We start from the raw sequence: 22,184 nt of genomic DNA, 5'->3' as shown, positions 1-22,184 counted from the left end.
ATTACAGTTCAAAAATCAGATAATCCGAGCTGATTTGTCGGACTATTCTTTCTGTTCGGTCTTTATGCGTATCGGAAAGAAATATTTGTCCAAATTGTTCTTCATGAGCCAATTTTACCAATTGCGCCACTCGATGATCATCCAATTTATCAAATATGTCATCCATTAATAAAACCGGACTTTTAGATGAATATTCTTTGATAGTTTGTAATTGTGCTAATTTTAATGCAACTAAAAAAGATTTTTGTTGCCCTTGAGATCCAAATTTTTTTATAGGGTATTGAAATAATTTAAAAATGAGGTCATCTTTGTGTATGCCTCGAGTAGTATAAGCAGCAGCTCGATCTTTGTCTAAATTTTCTTTTAAGAGACTGCCTAATTCTTTTTGTTCTAAATCCGATGTATAGTCAATGGTTACATCCTCTTCACCTTGGGAAAGTGCAGAGTAAAAACTACAAAATTTAGGCACATAAGATGAGATAAATTCTTTTCTGATTTGATATATTTTTGTTCCGTGTTCAATCAATTCAGAATCATACATTTCTAAGCTGATGGCATCAAAATAATTGTTCGTTGAAAACAATTTCAATAAAGCATTTCTTTGGGCTAGAGCTTTTTGATACCTAAGAATCAGATGGAGATAATCAGGGTTAATTTGACTGATCATTCCATCCATAAATTTTCGTCTAAACTCACTGCCTTCACTAATTAAGTTTCGATCATAGGGAGAAATCATCACACAAGGATATTTACCAATATGATCGGAAAGCTTTTCGTACGTCTTATAATTCCTTTTAATAACTTTTTTTTGTCCCGCTTGAACTACAATCCTGATCGAATCTTGTGTTTTTTCATCCGAAAAATTGCCCTCCACCGAAAAAAAGTTTTCATGAAAACGTATATTGTTTTGATCAGAATAATTTAAGTAACTTTTAGTCAATGAAAGATAATGAATTGCGTCTAATACATTCGTTTTTCCAACTCCGTTATTTCCTACAAAACAATTTATTTTTTCGGAAAAAGTGAAATTTTTTTCAGAAAAGTTTTTAAAATTAAATAATCTAAGATTTTTAAGATACATGTACGGGTTAACTTATTTTCGGATATTCGGTGGGATTTACTTCATGCATAACCTCATATATTTTTTCAACCACATCATCCACAGAAGGTTTTGAAAAATAATCTCCGTCAGAACCGTAAGCCGGTCGATGATCCTTAGCCGTGATAGTTTTAGGAGCTGAGTCCAAATATTGAAAACCGTTTTGTTCTTCAATTATTTTTTGCAAAATATACGAACTTGCCCCTCCGGAAACGTCTTCATCAGCAATAACCAAACGGTTGGTTTTTTTAAGACTTTCCACAATTTCATGACTTAGGTCAAACGGTATTAAAGATTGAATATCAATAATTTCAATATCTATGCCTAATGTCTGTAATTCTTTGGCAGCTTCTGAAACAATTTTCCATGTTGCTCCATAAGTCACCACAGTGATATCTTTACCTTCTCGGGTAATTTCAATCTTTCCGACCGGAGTTGTAAATTCACCTAAATTAATCGGCAAGTTTTCTTTCAGTCGGTAACCGTTTAAACATTCAATAATCAGGCACGGTTCATCAGCTTGTAGCATGGTGTTGTAAAATCCGGCTGCCTGCACAAAATTTCTGGGAACCAAAACATAAATACCCCGTATATAATTAATGATTCCGCCCATAGGAGATCCCGAATGCCAAATGCCTTCCAATCTGTGTCCTCGAGTACGGATAATTAACGGAGCTTTTTGCCTTCCTTTCGTACGATAACTTAAAGAAGCCAGATCATCGCTTAAAGTTTGAATACCATACAACACATAATCCAGATATTGAATTTCAGCAATAGGACGCAGTCCTCTCATAGCCATTCCCAATCCTTGACCTATAATGGTACTTTCTCGTATTCCGGTATCGGATATTCGGTAGGATCCGTATTTATCTTGCAATCCTTCAAATCCTTGATTCACATCGCCAATCTTTCCTACATCTTCACCAAAGGCTATTATTTCAGGATATTTTTCAAAAAGTTTATCAAAATTGTCTCTAATTACTATTCTTCCATCCACTGATTCCGGATTTTCACCATAAACAGGGGCAATATACGGAACATGAAGTGCTGAATATCGGGTATCTGTATATAATTTGGAATTGTAATTAAGGCTTTCATTATCAGAAATTTGATTATACCAAGTAAGCAAATTTGTTTTGGCCTGTGTATTTTCTTCTCTGACTATTCGAAGAACTTTACGTATAAAATGGAAAATATCTTTTTTATAAGGCAAAGACAGCTGTTGAAAGTTTTCTTTTTCCAAATTTATAAAAGCCTTTTTAACACTTTCATCAGCCAGGGCGGAGATTAAAGAAACCGTTTGATTACTTAGAGCATCCATATCTGTACGGAATTTATTCCATTCATTTTTTTGATGTTCCCTAACCAATTGTTTAATTTCTTTTTCTAAACTCAATAATTCTTCTTCGGTTGCAACTTGTATTTTTTGATTGTTCGTTTGGTCATACGCTTCATAATCAATAATCCATTCTCTGAATTTCTTAATACAATCGTGTTCTTTTTCCCATTCCAAACGTTCGGCAGATTTATATCTTTCATGAGACCCCGAACTGGAATGTCCTTGAGGTTGAGTAAGTTCACTTACATGTATAATAACGGGGATATGTTTTTCACGGGCTATTTTTTCTGCAAGCGCATAGGCTTCAATTAATTCGGCATAATCCCATCCTCGCGCCGTAATGATTTCACATCCTCTGGAATTTTTTTCCTTGGTTCTTTTAAATCCTTCCAAAAGCTCAGAAAAATCGTCTTTGGCTCTCTGTTTAGACGATTCAACGGAGATGCCATAACCGTCATCCCAGATGGAAAGAACCATAGGGATTTGCAAAGCACAAGCAGCATTTAATGCTTCCCAAAAATGTCCTTCTGATGTACTCGCATCCCCGATCGTACCAAAGGCTATTTCATTGCCTTGATGGGAAAATTGTATTTTATCTTCAAGTCCGGGACAATTTCTGTAAATTTTAGAAGCGTAAGCTAATCCGAATAAACGTGGAATTTGCCCGGCTGTGGGAGATAAATCTGCAGCATTATTTTTTTGTTCCGTAAGAACTTTCCAATTACCTTCTTCATCAATTAAATGAGTAGCATAGTGACAATTCATCATTCTGCCCCCTGATTCCGGTTCTCTTTGGTCATCGGTATCAGCATATAACTGTGCAAAATAATTTTCAATAGTAATTTCACCTACTGCAAATGCTAGGGTTTGATCGCGATAATACCCCGAACGAAAATCTCCATTCTTAAAAACTTTAGACATGGCTAGTTGCGGAAGTTCTTTTCCGTCTCCTAAAATGGCAAATTTTGCTTTTCCCGAAAGAACTTCCTTTCTTGCCAATAAACTGGAATAACGACTGATTAAGCACAATCTATAATCATTTAATACTTCTTTTTTAAATTCCTGGAAGCTTAAATTAGCATCTGAGATAGTAGAATTTATATCTTTAATCACTCCTATAAATATTTTTAGCAGAAACAAAGTTACAGATTTTATTCGAACCTAAACCTATTGAAAAAAGCAATGTATTTAAAAGTTTAAGTTATAAAATTACTTGCCTTTTAACAGATATAATTTCAAGTATTTATAAAATTAAATGGAATGAAATGGTTTTATTTTAGGATCATGGAGAGATTTCATTACATACATATTTTCGAAAAATAGCTATCTATCAAAGCATTTTAAATAAAAAAATAGCTACCAAATAAAATAAAACACTTAAGCAATGTAAAGTTAAATTTTTGTAGCCTAAGTATATAATTTTCAATCGAAATAGATAGCGGATTAAAATATTTAATATAATTGTTAAATATTAGGAAGAATAGTTAGTCATTTATAAATATAATTATTCGTTGACTTGAACTGATTTTTGATAGGGAGTTACAAGAAAGTATAAATTAGAAGCAATCCAACCGATCCAAAATAAATAACCACCTAAATGAAAACGTTCTTTCATGATTTTATGTTCATAAACCGTTGAAAAATCATGATATGTATAGGCAAGTCCTAAACAACCGAGTAATAAAAATAAAAAAAAGAAAAGCCGAGAGACCGTCAAATGGCATATACGCTTGATGAGGTATTGAACAAGCATTAATATGAATAAAATACTAAAAACAAGAAGAGCGGTTTTCCACCATATTTTTAATATTTTATATTCACCTCGAAATAAATTAATTCCCATTCGACCAATCCAAGACATTTTAGACATTAATATGCCAATGGAAACGGATACTATCGCTTCGAAAAGTACTAATAAAGATAATCTTTTCATTACATAAAATTTTATAAAGAGGAAATATAATTTAAATCCAACAAAGTAAAAATACTAAGAAATCATGAAATAATAAAGCAGATATATTGAAGGAATCTAAAAATTTAAAGAGGTTTTAAAATGATTGAATTTTAATATAACAGAAATATAAATATCTAACTTTGAGAAAGCAACCTTAAATTTAGTATTTGATAAATTTATTAAATTTAATATAACAATGTTTTCTAAAAACTTAACTTAAAATTGTAGATTGAAATAGTATTTGAAGCTACATTTTTTTATTTTATATACGATTGAATACTATTTTATATAAGTATAAAGTGCTTAAATTTTAATTAGATAATATATAAAAAAAAATTTAAAATTTTTTTATGGAAAAATAGTAAGAAAAACATCTATAAGAATAAATCAAAAATTGAAAAATAATATAATGAAAACAATTAGAAAAATTTTAACAGGAATTATTTTAGGCAGTATTTTAGTATCTTTTACTCAATTAAGTGGAGAATCAATGCATCAAAAAGAAGTAGAAAATGATCCCGGAAAAGAATTAGTAAATTTTCCAGAGGCAAAACCCGGCATGATGCGTCATGTGATTATTTTAGATAAGAAAAATAATGAAGAATTTTATAAAGTAGAACTTATTCCTGGAAAAATAATGAAAGTAGATTGCAATAAACATACTTTACTAGGGAAAACAGAAGAAAAAGAGTTAGAGGGTTGGGGATATAGCTTTTATGAGTTTTCTTCAGAAGGAAAGACTATTTCTACACGAATGGCTTGTCCACAGATAGTAAAAAAAGAAAAATTTATTTCTTCTGAATCTATCATTATTACATATAACAGTAAACTTCCCATAGTAATTTATACCCCAAAAGGATATATTGTCAAATACAAAGTTTGGGAAGCCGGAAAAGAAAAAACAGCATCAGTTAAATAATTAATAGGGCTAGAAAAAAGGAATTCTTTTCAATTTGAAAAGAATTCCTTACTATATAAAAGTTTAACTTTTAAATATCTTTAGTTGAAAATTATTGGTAATTCAATATATATAATTTAATATAATCTTTGAACTGAAATAAAAAATACTCTTTGGTTATCCGAAAAATCTTTAGTGTCCATATTATCAATATAACCATAATAATAAATTCTATACCATTTATCATCAAGAGCAACATCAATGGTAATGATTTCATTTACCGTAACCAAACTGGCAATAACCTGAGTACCACCTTCACTCATCACCATATTTTCGCCTACAGAATCAAATAAACCATCATCCAAATTAACAAACCCATTAGGTTTTATTACTATGTTAGAGCTACTTTTGTTGTTAATAGTAGCAATGGCAGCAAACCATAATTTCACTGGAGATGAACTTATGTTTACTAATCTTGGATTATAAGTAACCGCATAACTTGAGCCGTTAATACCCTTTGAAAAATATGCATCTAGTCTTAATTTTCCACCAATTACGGGTAGATCTTTAGCATAATAACTTAACCAATAATTATCAACAGTACCGGTAGTCAGATTACCTACAACATTTTCACCAATATCTCCTGGTACACCAGGGGATTTATAGTAAATGTGTTCACCGGGAGCTATACCTTCACCCTCACCGATTTTAGCTGCACAATTTTTTCCGGCAATATTAATGTTAAATGTAGTAATATCAGGAGTGCTTACCGTAGGAGTTCCGGTTACATAGTATTTCAAGGTACCATTACCAATACTAAATTGACCAGTTTCAATTCTTGCTGTGAGGCCATTAACAGGACCTATAGTTTGTTCAGGAAAAAAACCTCCGTCTCCTCCGGTATATGGTATAGTCATAATTCCTGAATAGGGAGTTCCGCTACTATAAAAACTTGGATAAGCCATTACTGCATTACACGTTAAATTTTGAATGGAACCTGGAACCAAAGGATTCCCGGCTAAAGTTCTCCAATCTGTTCCACTCCAGTAAATGTATCCATTATATTTAAAATTGGGGTTATCACCCAAATTATATACTAATAATCCTTTGGCAGGGTTAGGAATAGTTAAAGTATCAGAATTTGAAGTTAAAGACACTTTAGGTCCTAGAAACCCTTTTTTACTGCCGGAATTAAGTCCGTCTACATTTAATTCCAAGATGGAAGAAGCATCGGGAGAAGTAGTACCAATACCCACACTACCATCTGAAGTAACAATAAAATCGTTCGCATCTTGAAACGGGGTAGAGGAACCAGAGGCCGGATTATCTTTCGCGCCGTCAACATGAAAGATCCCTTGTGGATTATTAGTATTTACGCCAACTTGGCTTAATGCTAGTATGGGAATTGATAACATCCCTAAAAAAATAAATTTAGTTTTCATAAATAAGATTCATTTAATGATTTGTGTTTTATTAATATGTATTTAAAAGTATATTAAGTATTTAATTAAATAATTTCAAGCTTTAAAATTTTTTCGATAGTATGTTGTCAAAAAACGTTTACATAAGTTTTTTAGTGAAAGTAGTATCTATGTGTTATAATAATATTGAATACAAATGTAAATATTTATTTTATATTTATTATAATAATTTTAATAATTATATAATATTTTAAAATAATTGGAAGTTATTATAATTTACTATATTTTTCTAGTCGAAATTCACACCCCTTCTATTTATAAAATAGTATGACTTATATATTATGTTTTAATAATTATATATATCTCTAACAAGAATATAAAATATACTATTTGAAGATGTACAGTTTTTCTAATATAATTCTAATGTTCCTTTAATATAAAAATAACTTGGGTCAAATAGCACTCTAATATTAGGTAAATAAATTTGTCTTAAGACAAAAAATAATGCTTATATAATGCGTAAATACGTTTCTTTACTGGTTTGTACCTTCTTTACAAGTATGGTTTTTGCACAAAAAGCAGAAGTAATTCAATTAACAAAGGAACAAGCAGAAGGTTTGTTTCTCAAACAAAATTTACAGCTGTTGGCAGAAAAAATGAATATAGATGCTGCCGAAGCTGCTGTTGTACAAGCAAAACTATGGGACAATCCTAACTTTTCGTTAGGTGATGTAAATTTATGGAGTACGAAATCTCAACGAGAACAAGAGCAAATTCCGGCACTCTTTGGAAAGTTTGCTAAAAATACGGAGTTTACGATGGAACTTAGCCAAATGGTTAAAACAGCCAGAAAAAGAGGTAAACTAATAAATAGAGAAAAGGTTTCGAAAGAAATCGCTGTTCAAGAGTTTGAGGAGACATTACGGGGCTTAAAACTAGAAGTACGAAAATCGCTGCAAGAGCTCATCTATTTACAATCCTATCAAAAAATATTAAATCACCAGCAAGAAGCGCTTTCAAAGCTGATTGCGGCTTATAAAAATCAAGTTGCTGAAGGAAATATAGCAAAAAAAGATTTAATTCGTTTGCAATCCTCGCAACTAGAGCTTAGTGGAGAAATATATGAGGTTAAAAATAATTATAACGAACAACAGAAAATTATAAAATCGTTATTGAATATACCTCCCCTGAATACGGTTGAAATAATCGAAGGAGACAATGAAGTAAAAAATCCGGATGATATCTTATTACCAAAAATTTTAGAAGAAGCATCTGAAAGCAGACCCGATATTAAAATTGCTAATCTTCAAATTGACTATTTTGATAAAGATTTATTATATGAAAAAGCACAAAAAGTACCGGATTTAACCTTTGCTGTCAATTATGATCGTATAAGTGCCCCATGGAAAGATTTTATAGGGTTCGGCGTAAGCTTTGATTTGCCCTTTTTCAATAGAAATCAAGGAAATATAAAGTTAGCCCAAGTTAACAAAGATCAAAGCAAATATCAAGCAAAACAAGTAGTAACTACCGCACAGCATGAAATTACCGAAGCTTATACTAACTATTCTGACACCTACCACCTGTTTAAAGATATACAAAAAGAAAATATTTCCGAAGATTTGGACTATATGTTAGATGCTTATACCAGAAACCTGATGAAAAGAAACATAAGCATGTTGGAATTTATAGATTTCATGGATGCTTATAAAACCAATAAAGAAACCCTATTAAATACCCAAAAAAATCTTTATACACAATTTGAAGAGTTACAATATACTGTTGGAAAAGAAATAAGATAAATCCCATGAAAAAAAATATATACATACTTTCCGTTCTGGCACTTGCCCTATCCTGCACCCATATAAAAGATAACCAATCAAAAACTCAGGAAGAAGCTGCTATAAACCGGTCGTTTTTTAAACATGTAAAAACCATAAAAGCGGAATTAAAGCCACAAGAAGAAGAATTGACACTTACAGGTAAAGTAGAATATGATCCGGATAAGATCGTTAATTATGTTCCGTTAATTAATGGGGTGGTAACAAAAACCTATTTTTCATTAGGAGACCAAGTAAAACAAGGACAAGTATTGGCAAATGTTCGAAGTTTAGAAGTAAACTCTTTACATTCCGAAAAATCCGGGTTACAATCTGAATTGGAAGTCGCTAGAAGAGAACTAAAAAGTGCGGAATCCATGTACAAAGACAACATGCTATCCGAAAGCGAATTGGTTGAAGCAAGAGCTAAAGTAAAACAAGCTGAGGCCTCTTTAGCAAGGGTACATACGGATATGTCTGTGGTAGGATCCAACGGAAGCGGCAGCTCTTCCATCGTTTCTCCTATGACCGGGTATATTATAAACAAAAATATAACATCAGGCAGTACCATATCTGCGGATGCTGAGCCTATATTTACGGTTGCAGACCTAAGTAAAGTATGGGTGATAGCCAATGTATATGCGAGTAATTTACAATTTGTAAAAGTAGGAATGCCCGTAGAAATGAGTTCTTTATCCTATCCGGGTGAAATATTTCACGGAACCATACAATCCATTTCTCAAGTTTTTGATTCTGAAGAAAGAGTTTTGAAAGCAAGAATAGTTATGGAAAATGCAGATTTGAAATTTAAGCCCGAAATGTCCATGACCATCAAACTAAAAAACAATACAGAAAATACCCATGTGTCAATTCCGGTAAACGCACTCATTTTCGATGACGATAAATACTATGTAATCGTTGAAGAATCCAAAGAAAATTTCAAAGTTAAAGAAGTTCAACTTCAAGGTCACAACGAAGAAACCGCATATATCCTTTCCGGTCTTTCCGAAGGAGAAAATGTTGTAGTTAACAATCAATTACTAATTTATTCAGCTTTAAAAAACAAATAACAAAACATGCATAAGTTTGTTGAAAAATGTATTGCCTTTTCATTAAGGAATCACATACTAATACTATTTCTTAGCGTACTCTTATTTATCGGCGGAATTGTATGTTATCTAAACACACCTATTGAGGCCTATCCCGACGTAACTAACACAAGAGTACGAATTATAACCCAATGGCCGGGAAGAAGTGCAGAAGAAATTGAAAAATTTGTTACACTTCCTATAATGAAGGAAATGAATACCATTCCCAGAAAAACGGAGGTACGTTCTACTTCTCTTTTTGGTCTTTCGGTGGTAACCGTAATTTTTGAAGATGGAGTAGATGATTTCTTTGCTCAGCAATATGCTTCAAATCGTATGCAGGATATGGATCTTCCGGAAGGAGCCGATCCATCTATAGAACCGCCTTCAGGTGCTACCGGTGAAATATACCGTTATACTATTAAAAGTGACCTTCCTGTTCGCGAAATTTCTGCTCTTAACGAATGGGTTGTAGAGCGTGAGCTCTTATCGGTTCCCGGAGTAGCCAGTATTGTAAGTTTCGGTGGAGAAGAAAAATGTTATGAAATAAAAGTAAATCCTACAGAATTAGCTAATTACGGACTTTCGCCTTTGGAGGTTTATGAAGCTATTTCAAAAAGTAATATAAATGTAGGCGGAGATGTTATACAAAAAGGAAGTCAAGCCTATGTAGTACGCGGAGTTGGCTTACTGGACAATATCAAAGACATTGAAAATATACTTATTGAAGTAAAAGGTAGCACTCCTATACGAGTAAAACAAGTTGCCAACGTTTCTGTTTCTTCAAAACCACGTTTGGGACAAGTAGGGTTGGATGATAGAGATGATGTCGTTCAGGGTATTGTGGTAATGTTGAGAGGACAAAATCCGGGAGATGTGATTAAAAATTTAAAGGTTAAAATAGCCGATTTAAATGATCGTATATTACCAGAAAATTTAAAAATCGTACCTTTTTTAGATCGAACAACCTTAGTAGATGCTACTGTCCATACCGTAATGAAAAACCTGATCGAGGGTATTGTGTTGGTTTCCATTGTAGTATTTATTTTCCTGTTTAACTGGAGAACCACCTTGATTGTGGCTACGGTTATTCCGCTTTCTTTCTTATTTGCCATTATTATGCTTCGAATACAAGGACTTCCGGCGAACCTTATTTCAATGGGAGCGCTAGACTTTGGATTGTTGCTCGAGGGAACATTGGTTATTGTTGAAATCATATTTGTCTCGATGGTAAAGAGAACGGAAGAGTTGGGAGGAGAACGATTTATAAGATCGTCCAAAGGGGGATTAATTAAAAAAAGTGCCGGAGGAGTTGCTTCTCACATATTTTTTGCTCAGATAATTTTGGTCGTTGCCTTATTTCCTATCTTTTCATTTCAAAAAGTGGAAGGTAAAATGTTTTCACCGTTGGCATTTACTTTAGGATATGCTTTAATGGGATCATTAATTTTATCTCTTACCTATGTTCCGGTTATGTGTAAAATTTTGCTTACCAAACCGGTTAAAGAAAAATCAAATGCAATTAGCAGATTCTTTTCCTCCCATTTATATAAAATTTTTCTATTTGCATCCCGTCATCGTAAAGGAAGTATTATAACCTTCTGTATACTGTTAGTGCTTTGCATCGTAAGATTTAGTTTTTGGGGTACGGAATTTATACCCAGTATGAACGAAGGAGCAATTTATATACGTGCTACCTTACCCAACAGTATTAATTTGGACGAATCAGTTAAAATCACTCAACAAATGAAAAAGAAGTTGAGGAGTTTTGATGAAGTACAATTTGTCTTGTCACAGACCGGACGTCCGAATGACGGAACAGACCCAACCGGGTTTTTTAACATAGAATTCCATGCCCAGTTGAAGCCCGAAAATCAATGGAAGAAAAAAGTTAAAAAAGAAGAACTTATCCGAGAAATGAAAGATTCTTTAGATATTTATCCCGGAACAGTTTTCGGCTTTAGCCAACCCATACAAGATAATGTTGAAGAATATGTAGCAGGAGTAAAAAGTTCCTTAGTAATTAAAATATACGGGGATGATCTACAAAAGTTGGAACAAATGGCAGATCATGCAGCTTCTATCATACAAAAAGTGAAAGGAGTAGAAGATGTGAATGTGTTCCGAAGCATCGGTTTACCTGAATTACAAATCCGTTTATCCGAAGATCGCATGGCCCGTTATGCGGTATCTATGGCAGATGCTCAAGCAGTAGTGGAAATGGCAATAGGAGGTAAAGCTGCCACCCAGTTTTATGAAGGCGAAAAAATATTTGATGTCAGAGTACGATTTCAAAAAGAATACAGAGATAATGAAGATAAGATCGGAGAAATTCTAATACCTACCATGGATGGAAAACATGTTCCGTTAAAAGAAATTGCCGATATCAAATTTGTAACCGGCCCGACGTTTATCTATAGAGATGGAAGCAGCAGGTACATCGGAGTTGGGTTTAGTGTTCGCGACCGTGATTTAGGTTCTACTATCAAAGAAGCCCAAGAAAAAGTAAATAAAGAGGTCAAACTAGGTCGAGGAAATCGCATGGTTTGGGCAGGAGAATTTGAAAGCCAACAAAGAGCAACACAACGATTGATGATTATTGTTCCTTGTGCCTTATTATTGATCTTATTTTTACTCTATATGAATTTTAGGACCATCAAAGACACTTTAATTGCAGCAAGCGCCATGCCTTATGCCTTTATCGGTGGTTTTATTTCCCTGTGGATAACCGGTACCACTTTTGGAATTTCTGCAGGAATAGGATTTATTATACTCTTTGGAATTACCGCTATTGACAGCATTTTGTTGATTGCATTGATGAAGAAAAAGATGAATTCAACCGGAAATTTAAGATTAGCCATAGATAGTGCAGTTAAAAGCAGGATACGTCCGGTGTTGATGATAGCCCTTATGGGATCGATGGGATTATTACCGGCCGCCATGTCCAATGGAATGGGTTCTGAAGTTCAAAAGCCTTTGGCAATTATGATAGTTGGGGGTATAATCACCTGTATGCTTTTATCATTTACTATTTTACCGCAAGTTTTTTATTTTGCTTACCGCAAGAAAAGAAAAATTAAATCATAAAATAGTAACTTTATAAAGCAAAAAGTAAAATATGGAGTTGTTGTTGGTAGAAGATAATAAAAAAATCAGTGAGTTCATGATCAAAGGATTAGAAGAAAGCGGTTTTTCAGTCACTTTGGTTGAGAACGGTGTGGATGCAAGAAGTCGTTTAAATGATACCAATTGGAATATGATCTTATTGGATATTATGCTGCCTGATATTGATGGAATGGAGTTGTTGCAGTATATCCGCTATAAAAAAATAACCACTCCTGTTTTAGTAATCAGTGCTTTAGGAGATCCCGATGATAAAGTAAAAGCCCTTAGTTACGGTGCCGATGATTATCTGACCAAGCCTTTTCATTTTAAAGAACTCGTAGCACGAATTCATGCATTGGACAGAAGAAGGAAAATGAATTATGATTCTTCTTCCAATGTATTGGTATGCGGAGATTTAAAAATGTATTTGGATGAGCATAAAATTCTAAGAGGAGATACAGAAATAGTTCTAACCCATCTTGAATTTAAATTATTAAAATTCTTAATGGAAAATAAAAATAAAGTTGTTTCAAGAACCCAAATTCTAACCAGTGTTTGGGGAATTAACCATGATATAAACACCAATATAGTAGAAGTATATATTTCTTATTTACGAAATAAAATTGATGGCGAGTTTGAAACAAAAATCATAGAAACCATAAAAGGAAGGGGATATCGTATTAAATCTTTATTAGCTGAATAATGAAAATACAGACAAGATTAAGTTTACTAAGCTCCGGTTTTTGGGGAATTGTCTTTATTGCCGTAGCGCTTCTGATATTCAGCTTCTACAAAAGGAGCATTGAAAACTCCGTTTACAGGAATTTACAAAAGACCGCTCAAATTATCGGCTATTACTTTTTTGAAGAAGATGAAATAAGCGCAAAAGAATTTCAAAAAATAAAAAAGCAATACGAAAAAATAAACAATCCCTACTTTGAAATTTACGACGATCTGAATCAATTAAAATATGGAAATATACAAGATGTTCCCGAATCGGTAATTAATGAAATACGCTATCAAAAGAAATTGTCCTTTACCACCGATAACTTTTTATGTTATGGAATGTATTATAATGACAACGAAGGTAATTTCGTAATCATTGCTAAGGAAAATAAACAGGATGTGTATCAATACATCAATCCCCTTATAGGAATATTAGTATCCGCCTTTATTTTCGGGTTATTGGCTACCATATTGCTAAACCGTTGGATAGCCCATATAGCCTATCGTCCCATAAGAGAAGCCATTAACCAAGTAAAACAAATGACTCCGGGCGATTCCATGGAATTGAAGACGAGCCGAAATACAGTTAAAGACGAATTGTACGATCTTACTGAAACCTTTAATGAATTGCTAAAAAAAATTTCCGATTCAATTAAAATACAACAAAATTTTGTGAGCTATGTTTCTCACGAATTCAAAACACCTTTGGCGGCAATTCAAGGAAATTTGGAGGTATTTTCCATGAAAAACCGTTCACACGAAGAATATCAAGCCTTATCCCAAACATTGATGGAGGAAATAGAACGGCTTCAAGAAATATTAGATATTTTGCTCATTGTTTCCGATTTGCGAAAAAATACAGACATATCAGAACAAATACGTATTGACGAACTCATATTTGAAATTATTAAACGGGTTTCAGATAAATATTCCGACTGCAGTGAGATCATAGATTATACTTTAGATGTTACTTCGGAAAATATAGAGTTGCTTTACATTAATATAGATAAAACACAATTATTTATAGCCTTGTTCAATTTAATTGAAAATGCGGTTAAATTCTCACAAAGAAAATTAGTACGTATTCAACTGTATGAACGTGAAGGAAAATTACATCTTTTGATACAAGATCATGGGATTGGAATTCCCAAAATGCAATTAAGCCAAATAAGTCGTCCGTTTTATCGAGCCCCAAATGCTGAAAAAGTATCTGGATCGGGGATAGGGCTTTCCATTGCCCTTCGTATTTTAGAAAAAAACCATATAGAATATACCATAGAATCCGAAGAAAATAAAGGAACTAAAATTACCTTAACTTTTTTCGGCATGAATCAGGAGTAAATTTACACTCATATTTGTTTTAGCTGTTTATTGTTAAGTAAAATTAGTATCATTTAAATACTAATTCACTTAGCTGGAAAAGGTGAATTTTAAGTAATTCACCTTTTCATTTTTTAACAATAGAATCTTTCCAAAAAAAGATATTTTTAATAATTACAAAAAGCAAAGTGAGTTAGTAAACTTTCATAATTTAAAATTTTTAAAGGAGCATCTTAATTAAATCCTTATTTTTGAGCTGATTTAATCAATATAACCAAGAAGATAAAATGAATACGTATCAAAATCCGTTGGAAAGCCGCTATTGCAGTGATGAAATGTTGTACAATTTTTCTCCTGAAAAAAAATTTACTACTTGGAGAAAATTATGGTTAGCCCTGGCTGAAATACAAAAAGAGCTTGGTTTAGATATTTCAGATGAGCAAATAAAAGAGCTTAGAGAGCAAGTATCGAAAATAGATTTTAAGAAAGCAGACGAATACGAAAAAAAATTTCGTCATGATGTTATGGCCCATGTACATGCATATGGAGATGCAGCACCGGCAGCACGTCCCATTATTCATTTAGGGGCAACTTCTGCCTTTGTAGGGGATAATACGGATCTTATCCAAATACGTGACGGTTTCGAACTGGTGAAGAAAAAATTGATTAATGTAATTAAAGGATTGCATTCGTTTGCACTTAAGTATAAAGACCATCCCACCTTAGGGTTTACTCATTTTCAACCGGCGCAATTAACAACGATTGGTAAACGAGCTACTCTTTGGTTGCAATCGGTTTTATTAGATTTGGAAGATTTAGAATATCGTTTGGAAACGTTGCGCTTCAGAGGAGTTAAAGGTACTACCGGAACGGCTGCCAGTTTTAAAGAATTGTTTGACGGGGACTTTTCAAAAGTAAAGGAATTGGACCGGAAATTATCAGAACGTTTCGGCTTTAAAAAAGTTTTTAAAGTAAGTGGACAAACTTATGATCGAAAGATAGATGCTCAGGCACTAGAAGTACTTTCCAATATTGCACAATCTGCACATAAGTTTACGAATGATTTGCGCTTGTTGCAAAGCTTAAAAGAAATAGAAGAACCGTTTGAAAAGAATCAGATAGGTTCCAGCGCCATGGCTTATAAGCGTAATCCGATGCGATCTGAAAGAATTGCTTCATTAGCTAAATTCGTGATCTCTTTAGCAACTTCTCCTGCAATGGTTGCGTCCACTCAATGGTTTGAAAGAACATTAGACGATTCCGCAAATAAAAGATTGAGCATACCTCAAGCATTTTTAGCCATAGATGCCATCTTATTAATCTGGAATAATATCCTGGACGGATTGGTCGTATATCCTAAAATGATTGAAAAGCATATTAATGAAGAACTGCCCTTTATGGCAACCGAATACATCATTATGGAAGGAGTTAAAAACGGAGGAGACCGGCAGGAACTTCATGAAATCATTCGTCAACATTCTATGGAAGCAGCCAAAAAAGTAAAAATGGAAGGAAAGCCGAATGATTTAATCGAGCGAATTATCAAGGATGAAAAAATAAATATTGACAAAGAAAAATTGATGAAATTGATTAACCCATCCAATTTCATTGGCTTTGCTCCGGAACAAACAGAAGAGTTTTTAGATCAGGAAGTAAATCCTATTTTACTAAAATATGAACATCTACTAGGAATAAATTCCGATCTTAGAGTCTAAAAATATATACTGAAATTACCACTGTGGCAGTTCTGATTGTTTAAACTAATTTAAACTAAACATAAACTAAATATTAATTCGATTTGCCGATTAAATGGCAAAGTTACGATCTTCTTGCCCGGTGGTTTTCAGTATAGAGTGTATTTTAATTCGGTTTTGTTATCTAGGGTATCCGGTTTCTTTATAAAATTCTTCCAAAAATTTAAGCATAAATAAATGCCTTTCTTCAGCCATTTCTTTAGCAATATCGGTATTCATCAAGTCTTTCAGCTTCAATAGCTTTTCATAAAAATGATTGATCGTACATGAGGTACTTTTTTGATAAGAAGCACTTTCCGTATATTCGGTCGGTTTTTCGTTCGGATCAAACAATTCTCGACCTTTGGTACCACCATAAGCAAATGCTCGGGCTATTCCTACAGCACCTATTGCATCCAATCGATCGGCATCTTGAACAATTTTTGCTTCAAGTGAAGTAGGAGGGGGATTATGTCCGCCCTTATAAGAAACTTCGTTAATAATTTTAATGATATCTTCAACGAAACTTTTCGGATATGATAAAGAAGACAGTAATGGAAATACGAGTTCTTCAGTACGGTCCGTTCCATTATGGAGTTTATAATCTCCGACATCGTGAAGCCAGGCTGCCAATAAAACTTTAGAACGATCAGCCTTTTCGTGAAGGAGAATATTTTGGGCGTTGGTTACTACTCGCTCAATATGCCAATAATCATGTCCACTTTTATCCGAAGAATGTTTATTTTTTATATAATCCCGAATGATTGATATTGCTTGGTCTAATTCCATGCTTAAATATAGAATTTTAATAAGAATTATATAAATATAAGTTCAAAAATTTAACAGCCCTTTTATTATATTAAAGGGGTATAAAGATATTGAATAGGACTATACAACTTCAATTGAAAGTATTGAAATGGAAGGATAAAAAAGAAAAAGCCCCTTTATAAAAAACAGGGGCTTGTATTATTTTTAATATGGTAAATGTAAGTAGATAACTATTCGCTATATACACCCATATTTATAAATTTATTTTGTCTGTGTTCCACCAACTCATCAGGAGACATTTTAGAAAGCTCATTATAGGCCTCTAAAACTTGATTTTTTAAAGACATAAAGGCTCCTTCCGGGTTGTAATGAGCACCGCCAAGGGGCTCCTTAATTATTCCGTCAATAATGCCTAATTCCAAAGAATTTTTAGGGGTTAAACGAAGATTTTCGGCAGCAACTTCTTTGTATTCCCAGCTTCTGAATAAAATTGAGGAACAACTTTCCGGGGAAATTACGGAATACCAAGTATTTTCCATCATGTAAACCTTATTTCCTACACCGATTCCCAACGCACCGCCACTGGCACCTTCACCAATAACTACGCAAATAATCGGAACTTTAATTTGGCACATCTGAGCGATATTATACGCGATGGCTTCTCCTTGTCCTCTTTCTTCGGCATCTAGTCCCGGATAGGCTCCCGGAGTGTCTATTAAGGTAAGAATAGGAATGTTAAACTTTTCAGCAACCCTCATCAAGCGTAACGCTTTTCGGTAACCGTCTGGATTGGGCATACCAAAACGACGGTATTGTCTTTCTTTGGTATTTTTACCTTTTTGTTGACCGATAATCATAAAAGTTTTACCGTCAATTCTTCCCAATCCCCCGATCATGGCTTTATCATCGCCATAGTTGCGGTCTCCGTGTAATTCAATAAACGTATTATCAGTGATGGCACTGCAATAGTCTAACGAATAAGGACGAGAGGGATGTCTGGATAATTGTACGGTTTGCCAAGGGGTAAGGTTATCGTATATTTGATGTTTGGTTTGTTCGATTTTCTTTTCGATTTCTTTGCAAGTAGAATTGATATCTACTCCACTTTCATTACCAAGCTCGATCCATTTTTTAAGCTGGTCTTCTAATTCTTTTATAGGCAATTCAAAATCTAAATATTCCATTTTATGAGTATTAGTGACTAATATACTAACTTTTAAATAAATCAAATTAAATTCTCATTTTTGAAACTACTTAGAAATGGTATTTTCAAAAATAAATTTCCAATGAATTATAAATCCAAAATTCCTTCAGGTAAAGTCATTGAAATGTATTGATCATTTCTGTTTACTTCAATAATCCAATCATTAATAACGGGAATGTAAATAAATTTATTATTTTTCGATAGTTTTATAATAAAAAGAGCTTGTGCGCTGTTATCGTTTATTTCAGTAATTTCTCCAATCTTTTGTAGGTTTTCGTCTACTAAAGAAAAGTGTATAACTTCATGATAATAAAATTGTTTTCCTTTTAATTTAGGTAATGTATTTAAAGGAAGGTACAGCTGCGTTCCTATTAAGTCTTGTGAATTGATAGAAGTATCTTCAAATTTTACACGTAATGAATCTTTATTATAGAGTTGACATTCATTTAGAAAAAAAGGAACCGGCATTTCATTGATATTAATAAATACCGATTCCAAATTATTGTAAGCCTCCGGTTCATCTGTGTCTAGTTTAACAATCAGATGACCTTTCAGACCATGAGTTTTAGTGATTGTGCCTAGGTAGTAACAATCTTCCAATTGCATGAATCTAAATTAGGCTTTAGGTTCTTCATTAGTTTCAGCCTGAGCATCCGTAGCTGCTTCATCTTCTGCGATGATTGCTTCTACTACTTCCTCTGCATCGTTAGCTTCTGCTTCTTCTGCTTTTTGTTGAGCAGCGATACGGCTTTCATTTACTTTTCTTTCAGCTTCAAGCTTTTCTTTTTTCGCTTGTTGCTTAGAAGAAGCCAATTTGTCTTTTTTCGCTTGAATAGCTTTTTCTTTGTCTTCCAACCAAGCTTGGAATTTTTTCTCTGCTTCTTCAGCCGAAAAAGCTCCTTTTTTAACCCCTCCGTTCAAATGCTTTTTTAATAAAGCACCTTTGTAAGAAAGGATAGATTTTGCTGTATCTGATGGTTGAGCTCCTTTTTCTAACCAGCTCACTGCTCTGTCAACATTTAATTCAATGGTTGCAGGGTTGGTCGTAGGAACGTAAATTCCTAATTTTTCGATGTTTTTACCATCTCTTTTAGCTCTAGAATCTGCTACAACAATGTGAAAAACCGGTTTTCCTTTTTTACCGTGTCTTTGTAATCTAATTTTTACTGCCATAATTTTTTATTTTGGGATCCCGTCCCGTTATTAGTTAAGTTTGCAAATATACTACTTGTTTTACTATTGCTGCAAATTTTTGTATACAAATTAATGTTTTATACTCTTAGTTTTTCTTGGAAAAATGAGCATCCCAGCCTTGAGCATTCAACGGAATGCGCTGTGTATTTCCTTTGGTTATCAAAACATTTTCAACCGTTTCGGTAGCATGACCGATAATGGTGAAGTTAGGATTATGTTTGATCTTATCATGATCTTCAATAGGAATGGTAAATAAAATTTCATAATCTTCTCCCCCGTTTAGTACCCCTGTTACGGGATTGATACCGAATTCTTCCGCTGTAGTAATTACCTGGCTGTCCATCGGGATTTTTTCTTCATAAATGGAGAAGCCAACGTTACTTTGTTGGGAAAGATGAATGATTTCAGAGGCCAACCCGTCGGAAATATCGATCATAGACGTAGGATGTACGTCCATTTCTTTAAGTAACGCTTTAATTTCCGTACGTGCTTCAGGTTTTAATTGCCTTTCCAAAATATAAGTATATCCCGATAAATCCGGTTGAAGGTTTGGGTTAACTTTAAAAACCGAATTTTCACGTTCCAATACTTGTAATCCGAAGTAAGCACCGCCCAAATCACCGCTGACAACCAAAAGGTCATTGGGTTTTGCTCCTTTTCGGTAGACAATCTCGTCTTTATGAGCATAACCCACGGTAGAAATATTTATTACCAATCCCAGGTTGGATGAAGTGGTATCTCCTCCGACTAAATCTATAGAATAGTGTTTACACGCCAGGTGGATGCCGGTGTATATTTCTTCCAATGCTTCAACCGGAAAACGATTAGAAACGGCTATGGAAATCAGTATTTGTTCCGGAACAGCATTCATGGCAACCAAATCGCTGAGTCCGATAACTACAGACTTATAACCTAGATGTTTTAAAGGGGTATAAGCCAAATTGAAATGAATATTTTCCAATAGCATATCGGTTGAAACTAAAACTTTTTTATCTTTTGGATTCAACACGGCGGCATCGTCTCCAACTCCTTGTAGAGTAGAGGGATGTTTGGGTTTGAAATTTTGAGTAAGATGTTCGATCAGTCCAAATTCACCATATTCTGAAATTGAAGTTTTATATGGGTTCTTATTATCAAGCATACTGCGGATATCTATTAATTTATTTTGAATTCGATTTTCGAATTTACGGCTTTTTCGGGTATATGCCTTATTATTTGTATTGCGATCCGTAATTTTTTCGATTTTTTACTAAATAGTAGGAGTGTAATTAAAATATTTTACAAGGATTGAATAATATAAAGTTTTTTTAGAAAAAAAATCCATACAGATTCAAAGATTAATTTTTAAGGCGGTTACCCATAACAAAAACAACACTCCAATCCCCGTAATTCCATAAACTACAACAAGATAGCCCATACTTATTTTCAAAGAAACCCTGAAACCAACCCATAACTTTGTTCAGACAACCCAACAGCATCTTTGTGATGATCAACAAGTTAAAGTAAAAATAACCGTAAAAGTTATAAATTCTGATAAAAAAATCTTTATCTTAGCCGAATAATTTTCACAAAGCCTAACTTATGAATATAACGTCTCGTTGTTTCGTGTATAGTTTATTTAGTGTAAATCGGAAACTTATTCCTATGGAATTTTTCCGCTTGTAAATCCGTAAAAATAAAAAAGTAAAGAGAATTTTTTTTAATTGCTTTACTCCCACTAACTCAACCTTAAAAAAAACTAACTCCATGCCCGATAAAAAACCCGATCATTTAGCCTTAGTAGTAGAAGGAGCTTGCGTAAGCTGCAACCGAGGAAGCATTCCCGAATGTATTTTAAAAGTAAAGCATAAGGACGATGACAAGTACCTGGCCAACCAAAAGAAAATAGCCACCTGGCTGGAAGATGACCAAGACCACATGAATTTTGGATTGTGTAACCGAAGCAGTCCCCAGCCGGTCTGCACCCCTCAAATTTCATGGAAAGATTATTATCAAAACGCCGAATTCGGCAAACAAAAACCACTGACGGAAGCTTCCTACGGGGAGTGTAAGTATAAGGGGAAAATCACCATAAAAAACCACGGCCAAAGGGTCAAACTATCGGCTAAAATTTTTAAAAAACACCTCAGGGAATCGTATGATCTCTTTATGATAAGTCCGAAGGTTGCGGCTTCATTAGGAAATACCATTCCTTCGGTAAGCAAAATAGATTTGGTTTCTTCAAGCGTCCCCAAGCAAACAATCCCTTCCCACCGAGAAGTGTGCTTTGAAATAGGCGGAGCGGTTAAAACAATAACCCTTCAGGCCACGGTAAGGGAAAAAGACGATGCCAGCCTGGTCAATTGGGCCTACTACAAAGGAGATACTCAAAAAGACCGAATAAAAACCTATCTGGAATACGGAAGCACACACCAAGTAAATCTGGAAGAGTTACCTGAAGGCAAGACCACCATCTTCGGATACGGAAAGGTTCCCATCGGCGATTCTACCAAAATAATCATCCATCGCAAAGCAA

Annotated in this window: 17 protein-coding genes; 8 read left to right on the top strand and 9 right to left on the bottom strand. The window is 33.8% G+C overall.

Annotated features, from left to right (window positions below):
* Position 1: 1 nt before the first annotated feature.
* From GFV01_RS00085 to GFV01_RS00075, 3 genes are all read right to left on the bottom strand, one after another.
* On the bottom strand, positions 2 to 1,081 hold the full coding sequence (locus GFV01_RS00085; protein ID WP_160563910.1) for a DNA replication/repair protein RecF: 1,080 nt from the start codon (positions 1,079 to 1,081) through the stop codon (positions 2 to 4).
* Between the two features lie 7 nt (positions 1,082 to 1,088).
* A complete protein-coding gene (locus GFV01_RS00080; RefSeq protein WP_160564770.1) occupies positions 1,089 to 3,539 on the bottom strand; it encodes a thiamine pyrophosphate-dependent enzyme in 2,451 nt (816 codons plus the stop codon).
* 403 nt (positions 3,540 to 3,942) lie between these two features.
* Complete coding sequence (locus tag GFV01_RS00075) at positions 3,943 to 4,371, bottom strand: hypothetical protein (RefSeq protein ID WP_160563908.1); 429 nt, start codon at positions 4,369 to 4,371, stop codon at positions 3,943 to 3,945.
* 430 nt (positions 4,372 to 4,801) lie between these two features.
* On the opposite strand from GFV01_RS00075, the gene eco reads away from it, so the two are divergent.
* A complete protein-coding gene (gene eco / locus GFV01_RS00070; RefSeq protein ID WP_160563906.1) occupies positions 4,802 to 5,311 on the top strand; it encodes a serine protease inhibitor ecotin in 510 nt (169 codons plus the stop codon).
* Positions 5,312 to 5,427: 116 nt separating this feature from the next.
* On the opposite strand, the gene GFV01_RS10075 is transcribed toward eco, so the two are convergent.
* The gene (locus tag GFV01_RS10075; RefSeq protein ID WP_185149978.1) at positions 5,428 to 6,732 is read right to left on the bottom strand and encodes a hypothetical protein; all 1,305 of its coding nucleotides are present in this window, start codon (positions 6,730 to 6,732) and stop codon (positions 5,428 to 5,430) included.
* Positions 6,733 to 7,226: 494 nt separating this feature from the next.
* On the opposite strand from GFV01_RS10075, the gene GFV01_RS00060 reads away from it, so the two are divergent.
* The 6 genes from GFV01_RS00060 (at position 7,227) to purB (ending at position 16,485) form a co-directional block, all read left to right on the top strand.
* The gene (locus tag GFV01_RS00060; protein WP_160563904.1) at positions 7,227 to 8,513 is read left to right on the top strand and encodes a TolC family protein; all 1,287 of its coding nucleotides are present in this window, start codon (positions 7,227 to 7,229) and stop codon (positions 8,511 to 8,513) included.
* A 5-nt stretch (positions 8,514 to 8,518) separates the two neighbouring features.
* Positions 8,519 to 9,601, top strand: coding sequence for an efflux RND transporter periplasmic adaptor subunit (locus tag GFV01_RS00055; protein ID WP_160563902.1), 1,083 nt, complete (start codon positions 8,519 to 8,521; stop codon positions 9,599 to 9,601).
* 6 nt (positions 9,602 to 9,607) lie between these two features.
* Entirely contained in the window at positions 9,608 to 12,706 is a 3,099-nt protein-coding gene (locus tag GFV01_RS00050; protein ID WP_160563900.1) for an efflux RND transporter permease subunit, read from the top strand.
* Between the two features lie 31 nt (positions 12,707 to 12,737).
* Positions 12,738 to 13,427, top strand: a complete 690-nt coding sequence (locus GFV01_RS00045; protein ID WP_160557280.1) for a response regulator transcription factor — start codon at positions 12,738 to 12,740, stop codon at positions 13,425 to 13,427.
* Positions 13,427 to 14,791 carry a HAMP domain-containing sensor histidine kinase gene (locus GFV01_RS00040; protein WP_160563898.1) on the top strand — a complete coding sequence of 455 codons (1,365 nt, stop codon included), beginning with the start codon at positions 13,427 to 13,429 and terminating at the stop codon, positions 14,789 to 14,791. The genes GFV01_RS00045 and GFV01_RS00040 overlap by 1 nt, the downstream gene beginning before the upstream one ends.
* A gap of 266 nt (positions 14,792 to 15,057) precedes the next feature.
* Positions 15,058 to 16,485 carry an adenylosuccinate lyase gene (purB, locus tag GFV01_RS00035; protein WP_160543364.1) on the top strand — a complete coding sequence of 476 codons (1,428 nt, stop codon included), beginning with the start codon at positions 15,058 to 15,060 and terminating at the stop codon, positions 16,483 to 16,485.
* A 159-nt stretch (positions 16,486 to 16,644) separates the two neighbouring features.
* On the opposite strand, the gene GFV01_RS00030 is transcribed toward purB, so the two are convergent.
* The 5 genes from GFV01_RS00030 to thiL form a co-directional block, all read right to left on the bottom strand.
* Positions 16,645 to 17,292: an HD domain-containing protein gene (locus GFV01_RS00030; protein ID WP_160563896.1), complete on the bottom strand. Its 648-nt coding sequence runs from the start codon at positions 17,290 to 17,292 to the stop codon at positions 16,645 to 16,647.
* Positions 17,293 to 17,501: 209 nt separating this feature from the next.
* The gene (locus GFV01_RS00025) at positions 17,502 to 18,455 is read right to left on the bottom strand and encodes an acetyl-CoA carboxylase carboxyltransferase subunit alpha (RefSeq protein WP_160557284.1); all 954 of its coding nucleotides are present in this window, start codon (positions 18,453 to 18,455) and stop codon (positions 17,502 to 17,504) included.
* Between the two features lie 107 nt (positions 18,456 to 18,562).
* On the bottom strand, positions 18,563 to 19,081 hold the full coding sequence (gene rimM / locus GFV01_RS00020; RefSeq protein ID WP_160563894.1) for a ribosome maturation factor RimM: 519 nt from the start codon (positions 19,079 to 19,081) through the stop codon (positions 18,563 to 18,565).
* A 9-nt stretch (positions 19,082 to 19,090) separates the two neighbouring features.
* Entirely contained in the window at positions 19,091 to 19,648 is a 558-nt protein-coding gene (locus tag GFV01_RS00015) for a 30S ribosomal protein S16 (RefSeq protein WP_105297868.1), read from the bottom strand.
* A 106-nt stretch (positions 19,649 to 19,754) separates the two neighbouring features.
* On the bottom strand, positions 19,755 to 20,810 hold the full coding sequence (gene thiL, locus GFV01_RS00010; RefSeq protein ID WP_160563892.1) for a thiamine-phosphate kinase: 1,056 nt from the start codon (positions 20,808 to 20,810) through the stop codon (positions 19,755 to 19,757).
* 605 nt (positions 20,811 to 21,415) lie between these two features.
* Between thiL and GFV01_RS00005 the strand changes: the two genes are divergently transcribed.
* On the top strand, positions 21,416 to 22,184 hold a 769-nt coding region (locus tag GFV01_RS00005), incomplete at its 3' end, for a PAAR-like protein (RefSeq protein ID WP_160563890.1).

The organism is Apibacter sp. B2912, assembly GCF_009827835.1.
Lineage (GTDB): Bacteria > Bacteroidota > Bacteroidia > Flavobacteriales > Weeksellaceae > Apibacter.
This window is presented reverse-complemented; position numbering and strand designations above follow the sequence as displayed.